Here is a 15,095-nt window from a genome sequence, read left to right as displayed (position 1 = left end):
TTGGTCGCTAACCGTGTTTTCATCGAGGATCGGCTCGTGCGAATCATCTATGTCATCGCTCATCCGGAGTCGACACATCACGTTGAGGGCCTGGTGGGAGGGTGGTACAACTCGCAACTCACGCCTGCCGGTTTGCGCGCAGCGGATGCGATCGCCGATGCGCTTCGCTCGAGGATTCCGGCGCAGGTCGGCGTGGAGTTGTTCACATCGGATCTACGGCGTGCGGCGCAGGCCGCGGCCGTGCTCGGCAATGTGCTGCGGGTGCCGCCGATTCTCGATCCGCGATTGCGCGAGAAGTCCTACGGCGAGGCCGAGGGCAAGCCCCGGCAATGGTTGGATCAGCGATTCGTGCGGCCGCCGCTTGTCGGAGAGCGAATGGGCCATGATGAAGGCATACCGGGATCGGAGACCATCGCCGCATTCGCGCAGCGCGTCTACGCGGCGATGGATGCGATCCGGCAACGTCACTGCGATCGTCAGATCGTCGTGACCCACGGCGGCGCAATCACTTTCGTTGTTGCGGCGTGGACGATGTTGCCGATCGAATCACTCGGTTACGCCCGGTTCCATGCTGCTCCGGGAAGTATCACGGAGCTGCGCGAGGATGACTACTTCCACAACCGCCAGGTCGTCAGCCTCGGTGACACCCGCCATCTCACCTGAGAGTGCTTGCGATGACGGTGGTTACGACTTTGCGGGTGGCTTCGGGGGTTGGTGTGGGGTTGCTGCGGTCGGCGAAGAGGAGGTGGGCGCTGCCGATGAGGGTCAGGGCGACGGTGTCGGTGTCGGCCTCGGGGGTGATGCGGCCGAGGGCCTGTTCAGCGGTGAGGTAGGACGCGAGCATGGTTGTCGCTTCGGTGAGTACGGGCACGCCGGAGGGGCGGACCTGGCGCAGGCGGGTGCGGAGTTCGTCGCGGAAGGTGACGAGGCTGACTATGGCCACCGCGACCGATTCGAAGACGGTGGTCAAGGCGTCGGTGAGATTGTCGGTAACTGTGCTGGTGCCTGCTGATTCGTGCAGGGCGGCGGACTGTCGATCGATTCGGCTGATGCGGTCGAGTACGAGTTCTGCGAGGAAGGCGTCGAAATCGGCGAAGTGCCGGTGCAGGACGCCCTTGGCGCAGCCTGCCTCGGTGGTGACAGCGCGGCTGGTCAGCGCATTCGGACCGTCTCGCAACAGGATTCGCTCGGCGGCTTCGAATAGCTGCTCGCGCGGATCGCGCATGGCCACGCCTGTCGGCACGGTATCTCCTTTTCCCGGGCGCACCCGTTGGCAAGTGGGCATGCGCCCACTATGGTGGGCGCATGCCCACTCTACCTTCGGAGCCCACGTCCTCCGACCATCGCGAATCCCATCGAGCCCGTGAGCTGGCCGAATCGTTCGGCTCGGACCCGGAACGTTATGACCGGGCCCGGCCCAGCTATCCGGCGGCGATGGTGGATGCGATCGTCGCCGCCAGCCCCGGACCTGAGATCGTCGATGTCGGCATCGGTACCGGCATCGCGGCCCGGCAGTTCCGGGCGGCGGGTTGTCATGTACTGGGCGTGGAGGTCGATGCGCGGATGGGTGACTGGGCGCGGAAGTACGGTTTCGAGGTCGAAGTGTCTGCCTTCGAAGCCTGGGACCCCGCGGGGCGAATCTTCGACGCCGTCATCTCCGGCCAGACCTGGCACTGGGTGGACCCGGTCGCGGGCGCCGCGAAGGCCGCTGAAGTGCTGCGACCCGGTGGACGGCTGGCCGTGTTCTGGAATGCGGGCCAACCGCCGACGGACTTGGCCGAAGCCTTTGCCGCGGTCTATCAACGGGTCGTCCCCGACTCGCTCGCTGCCCGTTGGGCGGCGGGGGCGAAGACCACGTATGCGACGCCGTCCGACAAGGCGATCGAGGGGATTCGGGCGGCGGGTGGCTTCGGTGAACCCGAGCAGTGGACGTTCGACTGGGAGCGGACGTACACCCGAGACGAGTGGCTGGATCAGTTGCCGACAACCGGCGGCCACGCCCAATTCTCCTCTGCCACACAGGAAGAGGTGCTGGAAGGTGTCGGGGCTGCCATTGATGCGGCGGGAGGTTCCTTCGTGGTTCGGTTCAGCACGACGGTACTCATCGCCTTGCGAACCTGATCTAGCGGGCGAAGTTATCCACAGGCTCGGAGTTATCAACAGACTTTTTATCTCGCCTGGTCGACACGGATTCCCGACCTTGTCGCGGGACTAGCGTCGCCGCCATGTCCCGACATGACGAGCGTGAGCGGATTCGCCGACGACTGAGCGTATTGACCGAGCGAGTCGGTGCCAGCCGAACGATCGGTGCCGGAAGTCCGGCGCGTACCGACGGCGAGCTGTGCCGAAGTTCGCCGAGTTCGTCGAGGTCCGGACAGCGATCGCGGCGGCGAAGCAAGCCGCCGGTTCGCGGTGGGCGGTGGGATGACGAGGAGTTGTCCGAGGCGGTGGAGTCCGATCCCGAGGTTTCGTCTACCGAGGCGGCCGGGGCCGATCTCGAGGATGATGACGACGGGGTCGGCGAGGTGCGGGCACCGAGTTGGCTGGATGAGCCGAAGCGCCGTTCGGCCTGGCGGGATCATCTTGTGCCGGAACGATTTCGGGGGACTCGACTGGATCCGGGGTGGCGTGGGCTGGTGACGCTCGTCGCGGTCGGGCTGGCCGCGGTGGTCGTCGCGGCCGTCGTGGTGTTGCGTGAGCGACCGGTCGCGCAGGCGGTGCCGCTGCCGTCGGCGGTGCGCATCAGCACGGGCACGGTACCGGCTGAGCTGTCCAGTGTCAGCATGGCGGCATCCGGATCGGGACCATCAGCCGTGCCGGTAACCACCAGTCCCACAACGGAATTGGTGATCAGTGTGGTCGGCCTCGTACATCGCGGCGGCCTGGTGCGATTGCCCGCCGGGGCACGGGTCGCCGACGCACTCGCCGCCGCTGGCGGTGCCAAGGACGGCGCGGATCTGAGCGGACTCAACCTCGCACAGCGTCTCCAGGACGGCGACCAGGTTCTCGTTGGTTCAAGTGGCCCGAACCCGGGGTCGCAACTCGGCAGCACCACGATCAGTGCAGGCGGACGACCGCCAGGCGGCTCGGCTCCGAATTCCGCTGCGGCACAACGCCCGGCGAGCAAAGTCGACCTCAATACCGCAACCGAAGCCGAACTCGACGCTCTGCCCGGCATCGGCCCGGTCACCGCCCGCGCAATCGTCACATGGCGCACCACGAATGGACGATTCGCCGATGTCGCCCAACTCGGTGAGGTCGACGGCATCGGCCCGGCCCGCCTCGCCCGTCTGCGCGATCTGGTGACGGTATGACCGCAATCGAAGGTGTGTCGGACGGACAGGGCGATATCGACCGCCGGGCTGCCGAGGACGGCGAGCCGTCGATGGAGGCGGTACCGGTGCTCGACGCACGGTTGCTGCCTGCGGCGCTGAGTTGTTGGGGTGCAACGGTTGTCGCGCTGACGGTGGGATGGGTGGCCGGTCTGGTGCTGGCGTCGGTACTGGTGCTGCTGGCGATCGGGCTCTGGATGGTGCTGTTGCGCGCGGTGGCCCATCCCAGTGAGCGATGGCGGGTGGTCGCCGTTGCCGCACTTGCAGCGCTGCTGTTGGGTGCCGGGTTCGCGGTGGCCGGGGCGTGGCGCGAGCACCGGGTGGTGACGCATCCATTGCGTAACACAGCGGCTTCGGTGCGTGTGGTCGTCACACCCATCGATGATCCGAAACCGGTGCGGTCCAGCGCATTCGGGGGTGAGCAGCGGTGGACGGTGCGGGCGCATTTGCGCGATTACCGCCAAGGCGGTTCGACGGTGCGGGCGGGCGGCACCGTGGTGGTTCTCGGGTCCGGTGCGGACTGGGACGGGCTGCTGCCCGGACGGGCGGTGGAGTTTCGGGCCAAACCTGAGCTGCCATGGCACCGAGACCTCACCGTCGCCACGTTGCGGGCACAGGGACCGCCGGTGGTGGTCGGCGCGTTGCCCTGGTGGCAACGGGTCGCCGCGGCAGTGCGCACCGACCTCGCGTCGGCCGCACGTGTACTACCCGAACAGCAGGCCGGGCTGCTGCCCGCGCTGGTGGTGGGCGACACGTCAGCGCTGTCCGACGAAGTCCGTGAGGAGTTCGAAATCGCTGGGCTGGAACATATCTGCGTGGTCAGCGGGGCCAATTTCACGATCTTGTTGGCGGTTGTACTCGGTGCGGTGCGGCTGCTCACCCTGGGCCCGCGCGTCGGTGCAGCGGTCGCGGCGGCGGCACTGCTGATGTTCATTGTGGTGGCACGTCCGGACCCGAGTGTGCTGCGGGCGGGGGCAATGGGTGCGATTACCTTGCTCGCCTTGGTAACCGGACGCCGCAAGCAGGCATTGCCCGCGCTCTGCACGGCGGTCATCGGTCTGCTCGCGCTGTGGCCGGAACTGGCGGTGCGTGCCGGATTCGGACTGTCGGTGCTGGCAACCGCCGGACTGATCCTATTGGCGCCGAGTTGGGCGGACTGGTTGCGCGCCCGCGGCTGGTGGCGGGTGCCAGCCGAGATCGTCGCGGTATCGGCCGCCGCGTTCGTGGTGACGACACCGCTGGTGATCGCGGTGACCGGACGGCTCAGTTTGGTTGCGATCCTCGCGAATATCCTGGTCGAACCGGTAATCGCACCGATCACGGTGCTCGGGGCTATCGGCGCCGCGCTCGCCGCGGCCTGGCCTACGCTTGCCGAACTGATACTGCGTTGCGCGCAACCGCCACTGTGGTGGCTGCTGTTCGTCGCCGAACACGCGGCGAATGTGCCCGGCGCGGAGATCTCCGTGCGCGGTGGGCTCACCGGCGGGGCGATCGCCTGTGCGGCAGTAGTTCTCGTTGTGCTGGCATTGCGGTCGGCGGTAATGCGTCGTCTTGCCGCTGCCGTTCTACTCGGCGTCGCGGTCGTGCTGATTCCGGTGCGGGTCTGGCATCCGGGCTGGCCACCCGATGGCTGGGTATTGGCCGTCTGTGATGTCGGACAGGGTGACGGACTCGCATTGTCTGTCGGTAATCACACGGCCGTGGTCATCGATGTCGGTCCGGACCCGCGCATCATGCGCACCTGTCTGAATCGCATGCGCATCAACCGAATCTCGCTGCTCGTGCTGACCCATCCGCACGCCGACCACATCGCCGGTCTGGCCGGTGCCTTACAAGGCCGGACGGTCGATGCCCTGGGTGTCGGGCCTGGCGAGCTATCCGGAACAACGGTCGACGTCGAATCCGCAAGCGCCGACGAGGTGGGAATATCGAATTCGACCAGATCCGAGGCGGATTCAGGTGAGTCGACGGGCACGTCCAACGCACCGCGTTCCCCACGAGATCGGCGTGCATCGGTCAGCGGTCCGGAGCAAGTCGCCGGTCTCGCGGCACAGGCTCACATCCCAGTGCTCGAGCTGTCCTCGGGACAGGTATTGCGTTTCGGCACTATCGAACTGAACGTACTGGCCCCGGCCCCACTCGCGCACCGCCCGCCCGGCCCGCCGAGCGCCGATGACGCCAACGACCGCTCGATTGTCATCGCCGCCACCACTCCCGCGGGCCGAATTCTGTTCACCGGCGATATCGAGGCACCGGCGCAACAACGACTGCTCCACTCGGGTGCTCCCGTTCAGGCCGACGTGCTGAAGCTGCCGCACCACGGCTCCCGAACGACCACAAAGGAATTCATCGCCACCGTCCACCCTCGACTCGCCTTGGTCAGCGTCGGCGCCGACAACACCTTCGGCCATCCGCACCCCGGTGTGCTCGCGGATCTGGCCGGGCTGGGCGTCACTGTTGCCCGGACCGATCAACAAGGCGACGTCGTGGTTCTAGGCGAGGGTCGTCAGCTGCGAACCCTGACGGCTCGACGAGCCAGATCGCCGTCCCGATAGTTCGCGCGCCGATCTGGACAAAGCTGATCGACCTCGGAGCAGCTTCCGAGCGCAGGTCTTGGTTGGCCCGCGTCCGGCCGAAGTCGGGACAGCTGTCTGCCGACTACAGCGCGTGGTTGTTGATGAAGGAAGGAAATCCAGACGACCGGGAGGTCCGAGTTCGAACACGTACGGTGACAAATCGGAGGTGCCTGTGAGGTGTGCGGACGTGTCGGTGACGGACCGTAGGATGCTCGCGTGAGCGAGCGCAGCGAGCGAACCAAAGACACAGCACCGTCGGGCACGACGGAGCCCACGGCCAGCGAGGTGCAGTCATGACCGAACGGACTGCGGCAGTGCACCTGGTGCTCGGTGATGAAGAGCTGCTGGTCGAACGGGCCATCACGGGGATTACGGCGCAGGTGCGGGCCGATGCGCCGGACCCCGACGCGGTACCCGTTGATCGACTGCGGGCCGGGGATGCCAGCACCGCGGAGCTGGCGGAGTTGTTGAGCCCTTCGCTGTTCGCCGAGGATCGGGTGATCGTGCTCGAGTCGGCGGCGGAGGCGGGTAAGGAGGCGGTCGCGGTGATCACCGACGCCGCCGCGGATCCGCCCGAAGGTGTGGTGCTCGTGGTGCTGCACTCCGGGGGCGGCCGGGCCAAGGCGCTGGCCCCTGCGCTGCAGAAGTCGGGTGCGCAGGTGCACGATTGCGCCAAGTTGACGAAGGCGGCCGAGCGGGTGGAGTTCGTGCGCGGCGAATTCCGCAATGCCGGGGTGCGGGTTTCGAGCGAGGTCGTGCAGGTGATGCTGGAGGCGGTCGGCTCGGATCTGCGGGAATTGTCCGCCGCCTGTTCGCAATTGGCCGCCGATACCGGCGGCAAGATCGATATCGCCGCGGTACGCCGCTACTACTCCGGCAAGGCCGAGATCTCCGGTTTCGATGTCGCGGAACTCGCGGTGGCCGGGGATCGACCCGGTGCTATGGAGGCGTTGCGCTGGGCCAATGACCGCGGCGTACCGCATGTACTGCTCGCCGACGCACTCGCCGACTCCGTCCACACCATTGCCCGCGTCGGTTCCGCGGGCCGCGGCGACCCGTTCAAGCTGGCCCAGCAATTGGGCATGCCGCCCTGGAAGGTGAAGAAGGCCCAGGCCCAAGCGCGAGGCTGGAATCAGGCCAGCATCGGTACGGCCCTGCAAGTCGTCGCCACGCTGAATGCCGACGTAAAAGGCGGCGCCGCCGACGCCAACTACGCCTTGGAACACGCACTCACGCAGATCCTGGACCTGCACTCCGCAAGCTGAGTGGGTGCCGCGCATGCAATACCGCGGCGGATTCCGGCTGATCGGTACCTGACGCGCTGATGGGGTGGTGCGAGCCCGGCTCGCACCACCCCATCAGGTGAAACTCAGTCGCGGCCTTCGATTTTCAGGTCGCCGAAGGTCACGCCGCGGGTCATCGGGCGGGCGAGCATGTCGTGGGGGAAACCCAACTCGATCGCGCTGGCCTGCTGCAGCCGGTCCAGCTGCGCGGTGTCGAATTCGACCTCGAGCGCTCCGAGGTTGTCCTCCAACTGCGCGGCCGTGCGTGCACCGATGATCGGTGCCGTGACGCCCGGATTCTGCAGCGTCCAGGCGAGCGCTACCTGTGAGGGCGTCTTACCCAGTTGTGCCGCAACATCTTTCACCACGTCGGCGATCACCAGGCCGCGTTCGGTGAGCGACCCGTTGGCGGCCGCTACGTTCTTGCGGGTGCCCTCGGGTGAGCTGTCCGAATCGTGCGCCAAATCGGCGCGGCTGTACTTGCCGGTGAGCACCCCGCTGGCCAGCGGCGACCACGGCACCACACCGAGGCCGAGTTCTTGCGCCATCGGAATGAGATCGCGTTCGACGGTCCGCTCGATCAGGCTGTACTCGATCTGCAGCGCGATCAGCGGGGACCAGCCGCGCAGGTCGGCGATGGTCTGCATGCGTGCGACCTGCCAGGCCGGTGCGTCGGAGATGCCGACATAGAGCACCTTCCCGGCGCGGACCAGATCGTCCATGGCGCGCAGGATCTCCTCGACCGGGGTCAGGAAGTCCCAGGCGTGCAAGTACAGCAGGTCGATGTAATCGGTGTTCAGCCGACGCAGGCTGGCTTCCACCGAACCGACCATGCTCTTGCGGTGATTGCCGCCGGAGTTGGGATCGGTCGGCCGTCGCAGCATCGTGTATTTCGTTGCCAGCACCAGACTTTCGCGATTGGCGGCGCTGAACTCGCCGAGCAGCTGCTCGGAGGTGCCGTTGGTGTACTGGCTCGCGGTATCGACGAAGTTGCCGCCGCGCTCGACGTAGGTGTCGAAGATCTTGCGGGCCTCGTCCTTATCGGCGCCCCAACCCCAATCGGCGCCGAACGTCATGGTCCCGAGGGACAGCGGAGACACCCGAAGACCCGAGCGGCCGAGCAACCGGTAGGTATCGAGGGTGCGGGCTCCGGACATGTCGTGCTCCTGTCGTTCGTACTTCGTTTCCGGTGTCATCGAGTCTGGAACGGCGCGAGAGCGTGGGTAAGGGAAGGTTTTTCCTGGGAAAGCCAGTCCTAGCCAGCCGTAAGATCGAGGGCGATGACGAGCACGGTGAATGCGACACAGCGGAGCGAGCTCAGGCCCGGAGACGGTAGCTTTCGTGACCACGGAGGGCCGGGCAGCTCCGCGAATTGGGCACAAGCACTCGCGGCCTTTCTGCGCGCTCGGCGCGAGCGATTGAATCCCGGCGACTTAGGGCTGCCCCCACGCAAACAGGCTCGGCGCACCCCTGGTCTGCGCCGTGAGGAAGTCGCCGAGCTGGCGGGTGTGAGCACCGACTACATCGTGCGGCTGGAGCAGGGGCGCGGCCTGCGCCCATCCGCGGACGTCCTGGAGGCGCTCGCACGCGCGCTGCGACTCGATACCGACGAGCGCGCCTACCTCTTCGATCTGGCCCAGCAGCGCCAGCCGAATGCCGGGAAACCGAGCACTGTCCCCGCGCCCGCGCTGGAGCTGCTGGTGCACGATCTATCGCCATTGCCCGCGATGCTGATCAACCACCGCTACGACATCCTGGCGTGGAATCCGGAAATGGCGCGGTTGGTCGTCGACTTCGGCGCGCTACCACCGCGGCAGCGCAACTCCATGTGGCTGTGCCTATTGGATCCCGCCATGCGCGACTTCTACTGCGATCGGGACCGGATCATTCGCGCGGGCATCGCAGATCTGCGCGCAGCGTGGGCGGCCCATCCGGACGATCAGGAACTGGCCGACCTGGTCGCCGAGTTCACCGCACGAAGCGAGGAGTTCGCGCAGGGGTGGGCCAGGCACGACGTTCGGGTGCAGGGGCGCGGCAGGAAGCCGCTGCGCCACCCGGAGGTCGGGCCCCTGGTGGTCAATTTCGAAGTGCTCATGCCGCTACAGGACCCAGACCAGCGCATCATCATCTATCGCGCGGCTGATGCGGACTCCCAGGCCGCGCTGGATCGTTTGAACGCCGACCCGGATTGAGCACTCAGAGATCCGCACCCGCTCGGTGCGGGTGCGGATTCGCAGGGATCTATTCGACCGAGCTGAGAACCAGTTCGATGTCCTCTTCGGACTCCTCGTACCGGCCCTCCCACTCCTCGTAGACCGGAATTTCCTCGTCCCGGGTGACGATCCACTCCAGCGAGTAGCCGCCTTCCTCATCGGGGACCATGACGTTCTCGATCTTCAGTCCGATGCCTAGGACCTCGGCTGCGCGGATGATGTCCGGCAGATCTTCGGAGCGAACCGGCGTCTGATTGGCGTACACGGTAACCATGCGCCGAATCGTAGCGGGAACCTCCGACATGTGGTGCCCGATCAGAATTCGGCTCGAGGAATGGGATGCGGCGGATGACCTGGGGATGTTGGCGGGCACGCCACTTTCCTGCCGATTTGCCCAGGGCAGTCTCGATGAGATGGCACCTCCCGGGACGGTTCCGCTCAACGCCCAGGGGGCCGCATCAGTGCCGAATCGAGAGATTGCTGAATCATTGCTGAAGAAATACCTGAATTCAGGCTGCCGGACCGAAAAAGTGATCCTCGCAATAGTCGATCAGCGACGACAAAAGCCGCCGTGGTCATCGAGGCCACGGCGGCTGCGTCAACGTATGGGTGGTACCGCGGGCGGTACCGGTGCGATCAGAGCTTGTTCAGCGCCAGCGCGAGGGCCGACTTCTTGTTGGCCGCCTGGTTGGCGTGGATGACGCCCTTCGAGGCGGCCTTGTCCAGCTTGCGGCTGGCACTGACGACCAGATCGGTGGCCTTCGCCTTGTCGCCGGCCGCGAAGGCCTCGCGGACCTTGCGGATCTCGGTGCGCAGCTCGGACTTGACCGACTGGTTGCGCTGGCGCGCCGCCTCGTTGGTACGGATCCGCTTCATCTGGGACTTGATGTTGGCCACGCCTGTTTCCTCGTGTTCCTGTCGCTGGTGGACTGTGCTGAAAAGTTCGCGAGCGCGCGTTGACAACCGGAGTAATCAGGTAACGCGACGCCGAAGGTCGAGGGTACCAGCCGCCGCGTCGCACACGAAATCACTGCCACTGCGGCACGCGAAATCGCCACCGCGCGAACGGCTCGACCAGCAACGCTACCGACCGCTGTAAGGGGGCGTAAACCTGGAGTGATGCAAGAAATTTACCTGTGTCTCACACGGCATCGACGCTGCGTGTAGCACGATTTTTGCATGACTCCCGCCTCGCCGCCACGTTCGGCGCGATCACCTGCGCCGACCCGTGTCCGGTCGAACGGGCATGCGAACGGCAACGGCAGAGCAACCACATCAGGACTATTCGAGGGCTACCGTCCCGGCCGGTACGCGGACGCCTTCGACGAGATGTTCGACGGACAGGGCCGGGTGCGTCAGCCATATAGGGGAATCTTCTCGGCGCTCGCGCCGATCGACGTGGCCGATCTCGCGGCCCGCTCGGACGCACTCGACCGCGCCTTCATCGATCAGGGCATCACCTTCTCGCTCTCCGGACAGGAGCGGCCCTTCCCACTCGATCTGGTGCCCCGGGTGATCGCGGCCGCTGAATGGGCCAAGCTGGAGCGCGGGATCAAGCAGCGGGTGACGGCGCTGGAGCTGTTCCTCGCCGATGTCTACGGCGAGCAGAACATCCTGCGCGACGAGGTCATCCCTAAGCGGCTGGTCACCTCATGTCAGCACTTCCACCGCGAGGCCGCCGGACTGGTGCCGCCCAACGGGGTGCGCATCCACGTGGCGGGAATCGATCTCATCCGCGACGAGCGCGGCGACTTCCGGGTGCTCGAGGACAATCTGCGCTCACCGTCCGGGGTTTCCTATGTGATGGAGAACCGGCGCACCATGGCGCGGGTCTTCCCGGATCTGTTCTCCTCGCACCGGGTGCGTGCGGTCGGCGACTATCCGACGCATCTGCTGGCCGCGCTGCGCGCGTCGGCCGCGCCGAACGAGGCCGATCCGACGGTCGTCGTGCTCACGCCCGGCGTCTACAACTCGGCCTATTTCGAACATTCGCTGCTGGCCAGGCAGATGGGGGTGGAACTGGTCGAAGGGCGCGACCTGTTCTGCCGAGACAATGTCGTCTACATGCGGACCACGGCGGGGGAGCGCCAGGTCGACGTGATCTATCGCCGCATCGATGACACCTTCCTCGACCCCATGCACTTCCGGCCCGATTCCGTGCTCGGCGTCGCCGGACTGGTGAATGCCGCGCGGGCGGGCAATGTGGTCATCTCCAGCGCGATCGGCAACGGCGTCGGCGACGACAAGCTGACCTACGCGTATGTGCCGACGATCATCGAGTATTACCTCGCCGAAAAACCGGTGCTGCCCAATGTCGATACCTATCGCTGCTGGCTCGACGACGAGCGCGAGGAGGTGCTCGACCGCATCGCCGAACTGGTGATAAAACCGGTCGAGGGGTCCGGCGGTTACGGCATCGTCATCGGTCCGGTGGCCACGCCACGGGAACTGGAGACGATCCGGCGCAAGATCAAGTCGGATCCGCGGGGTTGGATCGCCCAGCCGGTCGTGCAGCTGTCCACTGTGCCGACCAAGATCGGCAACGAGCTGGTGCCGCGTCATGTCGACCTGCGGCCCTTCGCGGTCAATGACGGCGAAGACATCTGGGTGCTGCCGGGTGGTTTGACGCGGGTGGCATTGCCGGAGGGGTCGCTGGTCGTCAATTCGAGTCAGGGCGGCGGCAGTAAGGACACCTGGGTGCTGGCCGGGCGCGCCTCACCCGCCGACCGCGAGCTCGCGGGCGAGGAACTGGTGAGCGACCCGCCGCAATCCGATCAGCGTGAGCTGGGCCGGGAATTGACCGCGGCGCAGTCGAATCAGCAACAGCAGCAGCAACAACAGGAGCAGCGGCTGGGATCGATGCGACAGATTCAGCGACTAGGTCGGGGTCAGCAGCAGAGCGGGGTGACGCGCTGATGCTGGCCCGCAACGCTGAATCCCTGTACTGGATCGGACGATACGTCGAACGCGCAGACGACACTGCCCGCATCCTCGACGTCGCGGTGCATCAGTTGCTCGAGGACGCCACGGTGGACCCGGACCGAACCTCGCGAGTGCTGTTGCGAGTGCTCGGTATCGAACCGCCAGACGTCGAACTCGATGTCTGGTCGGTCACCGACCTCGTCGCATTCAGTCACGACCACGGCAACTCCATCGTCGACTCGATCGCCAATGCCCGCGAAAATGCCAGGGGTGCACGCGAAGTCACGTCCAGCGAGATGTGGGAGTGCCTGAACGCCACCTATATCGGGCTCACGGCCACCGAGAAGGCCGCCCGCGGTCTCGGCCCGCACGAGTTCTTCCACTACATCAAGGATCGGGCGGCGATGTTCGCCGGTCTCTCCGATTCCACCCTCAGCCGCGACGACGGCTATCGCTTCCTGCTGCTCGGTCGCTCCATCGAACGGGTGGATATGACTGTGCGCCTGCTGCTTTCGCGCGCAGGCGACCGCACCTCGTCACCGGCTTGGGTGACCGTTTTGCGCTCGGCGGGCGCGCACGACACCTATCTGCGCACCCATCGCGGCGCGCTCGACGCCAATCTGGTCGCCGAATTCATCCTGCTGGACCGGCTTTTCCCGCGTTCGGTGTTTCATTCGGTGCGGGTGGCCGAGGCCTGCCTCGCCGAACTCGATCAGCGCCCGAGCAGCCGGGTCGGCGCGCGCCACGAGGCGCAGCGGCTGCTCGGCAGGGCCCGCAGCGAACTCGAATTCCTGCCGCCCGGTGCGCTGCTGGAGGATCTGCAGAATCGTCTGCTCTCGCTGCAGAAGACCTGTCGCGAGGTCAGCGAGGCGATCGCGCTGCAGTACTTCCACGCCGCGCCGTGGGTGGCCTGGACCGATCTGCGCAGCAGTCACGATAACCATGCGCAGGTGGAGGGAGAGCTGTGAGCTGGCGGATCAGGGTGGTGCACACCACCGGGTATGTTTACGACTCCCCGGTCACCCGGTCGTTCAACGAGGCTCGGCTCACTCCGCGCGCGGACAGCAGGCAGAACGTCATCCTGAATCGGGTCGAGACGGTGCCATCCACCCGGTCCTATCGCTACACCGACTACTGGGGTACCGCGGTCACCTCCTTCGATCTGCACGCGCCGCATACCGAATTGGAGGTCACCGGATCATCGGTGGTGGAGACCGAACCGTTCGCCGGTCCGGCCGAAGAGCTGTCCTGGGAGGAGTTGCACTACGAACACATCGGTGACCGTTTCGACGAAATGCTCTCGCCGACCGCCTATGTTCCACAGGACAAGAAGCTGGCGGCGATCGCGAAACAGCTCGCGCGCGGCGTCCCGCCCGCGAAAGCCGTTGTGCGCGCGGCCGAATGGGTGCACGGCGAAATGAATTACATCGCGGGTACCACCTCGGTGCACACCTCGGCCGTGCAGGCCTTCGCCGAACGTCAAGGCGTATGCCAGGATTACGCGCATCTGACCCTGGTGCTATTGCGCAGCATGGGGATTCCGAGCCGCTACGTCTCCGGATATCTGCATCCCAATCCCGCCGCCGAGATCAATACGACGGTGGCGGGACAGTCGCACGCCTGGATCGAGGCCTGGACCGGTGCGTGGTGGGGCTACGACCCGACCAACAATATCGCCATCAACGAACAGCACATATCCGTCGGCGTCGGCCGTGACTATGCGGATGTGCCGCCGCTGAAGGGCATTTTCTCCGGCGGCGGTTCGACCGATTTGGAGGTTGTGGTGGAGATAACCAGGCTCGCCTAGCCGAGCCCGGCCGTAGCGATCGCTTGCGGTCCGCTCGAAAGGGTCAGCGTTGTAGTGCTCACCCGTCTCGCGTAACGTCCAGTTTCACATCAGCCGTGATTTTCGTAGCAGGTCCAAGGCAAAACTCCGTGCATACGGGGAAGATCCTCTCGGAAGGTGGCGCGTATGTCTCCCACTGCTCAGGAAGTCGTCGAGGAAGTCACCGAACTGGAGCCGACGCCGGAGGCCAAGAAGTGGGCCGCCGAGGCACTCGGCACATTCGTTCTGGTCATGAGCGGTGTCGGCACCGCGGTGCTGGCCGGTCAGCGCGTCGGGCCGCTGGGTGTGGCACTGGCCTTCGGCCTGTCTCTGCTGTTCCTGGTCTACGCGATCGGCCCGATCTCCGGCTGCCATGTGAATCCGGCCGTGACCCTCGGGCAGCTGCTGCTCGGCAGGCTTTCGGTGATCTCCGCGGTCGGCTATGTGATCGCGCAGCTGATCGGTGGATTCCTGGCCGGAATCGTGCTGTTCGCGATCGCGAAGAATCTGCCGTCCTACGATCGTGCGGTCGACGGGCTCGGGGCGAACGGCTGGGGTAAGCACAGTCCGTCCGCGGTGCGCGGTCCGCTCGGACAGGTGGTGATCGAGAACGGATACGGCCTGTCCGCGACGATCATCATCGAGGTCATGCTGACCGCGCTGCTGGTATTCGTGGTGCTGGCCTCCACCGACCAGATCTCCGATATTCCGCTGGCCGGTCTGTCGATCGGCGTCACGCTCGCGGTCATCCACCTGATCTCGATCCCGGTGGACAACACCTCGGTGAATCCGGCCCGCAGCCTCGCTGTCGCCTTCTACCAGAACGGTGCGGGACCCCAGGTCTGGGTCTTCGTGGTGTTCCCGCTCATCGGTGGCGTACTGGGCGCGCTGGTCTACGGGCTGCTCTTCGGCCGTTCCCGCGAAATGGTGTCTTGATGCCGATC

General features: G+C 65.9%; 14 protein-coding genes. 10 read left to right on the top strand and 4 right to left on the bottom strand.

What is annotated here, in order from left to right:
- Window positions 1-36 precede the first annotated feature (36 nt).
- Window positions 37-663: a histidine phosphatase family protein gene (locus NP3_RS39470; protein WP_063046832.1), complete on the top strand. Its 627-nt coding sequence runs from the start codon at window positions 37-39 to the stop codon at window positions 661-663.
- Here NP3_RS39470 and NP3_RS39465 read toward each other — a convergent pair.
- Window positions 656-1,243 carry a TetR/AcrR family transcriptional regulator gene (locus NP3_RS39465; protein ID WP_063046808.1) on the bottom strand — a complete coding sequence of 196 codons (588 nt, stop codon included), beginning with the start codon at window positions 1,241-1,243 and terminating at the stop codon, window positions 656-658. The genes NP3_RS39470 and NP3_RS39465 overlap by 8 nt on opposite strands.
- 62 nt (window positions 1,244-1,305) lie before the next feature.
- Here NP3_RS39465 and NP3_RS39460 point away from each other — a divergent pair, with 62 nt between their 5' ends.
- The 4 genes from NP3_RS39460 (at window position 1,306) to holA (ending at window position 7,173) form a co-directional block, all read left to right on the top strand.
- Complete coding sequence (locus NP3_RS39460; protein WP_063046807.1) at window positions 1,306-2,121, top strand: class I SAM-dependent methyltransferase; 816 nt, start codon at window positions 1,306-1,308, stop codon at window positions 2,119-2,121.
- Window positions 2,122-2,225: 104 nt separating this feature from the next.
- On the top strand, window positions 2,226-3,314 hold the full coding sequence (locus NP3_RS48585) for a ComEA family DNA-binding protein (RefSeq protein WP_157124854.1): 1,089 nt from the start codon (window positions 2,226-2,228) through the stop codon (window positions 3,312-3,314).
- Window positions 3,311-5,887 carry a ComEC/Rec2 family competence protein gene (locus NP3_RS39450; RefSeq protein ID WP_218025024.1) on the top strand — a complete coding sequence of 859 codons (2,577 nt, stop codon included), beginning with the start codon at window positions 3,311-3,313 and terminating at the stop codon, window positions 5,885-5,887. Before NP3_RS48585 ends, NP3_RS39450 begins: the two co-directional genes overlap by 4 nt.
- Before the next feature lie 314 nt (window positions 5,888-6,201).
- The gene (gene holA, locus NP3_RS39445; protein WP_063046806.1) at window positions 6,202-7,173 is read left to right on the top strand and encodes a DNA polymerase III subunit delta; all 972 of its coding nucleotides are present in this window, start codon (window positions 6,202-6,204) and stop codon (window positions 7,171-7,173) included.
- Window positions 7,174-7,277: 104 nt separating this feature from the next.
- Here the strand turns inward: holA and NP3_RS39440 are convergent, their stop codons facing one another.
- Window positions 7,278-8,348, bottom strand: a complete 1,071-nt coding sequence (locus tag NP3_RS39440) for an aldo/keto reductase (protein WP_063046829.1) — start codon at window positions 8,346-8,348, stop codon at window positions 7,278-7,280.
- Between the two features lie 123 nt (window positions 8,349-8,471).
- On the opposite strand from NP3_RS39440, the gene NP3_RS39435 reads away from it, so the two are divergent.
- Window positions 8,472-9,383 carry a helix-turn-helix domain-containing protein gene (locus tag NP3_RS39435; RefSeq protein ID WP_084509559.1) on the top strand — a complete coding sequence of 304 codons (912 nt, stop codon included), beginning with the start codon at window positions 8,472-8,474 and terminating at the stop codon, window positions 9,381-9,383.
- Window positions 9,384-9,432: 49 nt separating this feature from the next.
- Here NP3_RS39435 and NP3_RS39430 read toward each other — a convergent pair whose 3' ends face one another.
- Window positions 9,433-9,678 carry a hypothetical protein gene (locus tag NP3_RS39430; RefSeq protein ID WP_040687907.1) on the bottom strand — a complete coding sequence of 82 codons (246 nt, stop codon included), beginning with the start codon at window positions 9,676-9,678 and terminating at the stop codon, window positions 9,433-9,435.
- Between the two features lie 362 nt (window positions 9,679-10,040).
- Complete coding sequence (gene rpsT, locus NP3_RS39425; RefSeq protein WP_040687883.1) at window positions 10,041-10,301, bottom strand: 30S ribosomal protein S20; 261 nt, start codon at window positions 10,299-10,301, stop codon at window positions 10,041-10,043.
- A 432-nt stretch (window positions 10,302-10,733) separates the two neighbouring features.
- On the opposite strand from rpsT, the gene NP3_RS39420 reads away from it, so the two are divergent.
- The 4 genes from NP3_RS39420 (at window position 10,734) to NP3_RS39405 (ending at window position 15,087) form a co-directional block, all read left to right on the top strand.
- A complete protein-coding gene (locus tag NP3_RS39420; RefSeq protein WP_063046827.1) occupies window positions 10,734-12,320 on the top strand; it encodes a circularly permuted type 2 ATP-grasp protein in 1,587 nt (528 codons plus the stop codon).
- Window positions 12,320-13,294, top strand: coding sequence for an alpha-E domain-containing protein (locus NP3_RS39415; RefSeq protein ID WP_063046805.1), 975 nt, complete (start codon window positions 12,320-12,322; stop codon window positions 13,292-13,294). Before NP3_RS39420 ends, NP3_RS39415 begins: the two co-directional genes overlap by 1 nt.
- Window positions 13,291-14,133, top strand: a complete 843-nt coding sequence (locus tag NP3_RS39410; RefSeq protein WP_084509558.1) for a transglutaminase family protein — start codon at window positions 13,291-13,293, stop codon at window positions 14,131-14,133. Before NP3_RS39415 ends, NP3_RS39410 begins: the two co-directional genes overlap by 4 nt.
- A 165-nt stretch (window positions 14,134-14,298) precedes the next feature.
- Window positions 14,299-15,087 carry an aquaporin gene (locus NP3_RS39405; protein ID WP_063046804.1) on the top strand — a complete coding sequence of 263 codons (789 nt, stop codon included), beginning with the start codon at window positions 14,299-14,301 and terminating at the stop codon, window positions 15,085-15,087.
- The last annotated feature ends 8 nt before the right edge of the window (window positions 15,088-15,095 follow it).

Source organism: Nocardia pseudovaccinii NBRC 100343, assembly GCF_001613225.1.
GTDB lineage: Bacteria > Actinomycetota > Actinomycetes > Mycobacteriales > Mycobacteriaceae > Nocardia > Nocardia pseudovaccinii.
The sequence above is the reverse complement of the archived record's forward strand: the minus strand, read 5'-3'. Positions and strand labels throughout refer to the sequence as shown.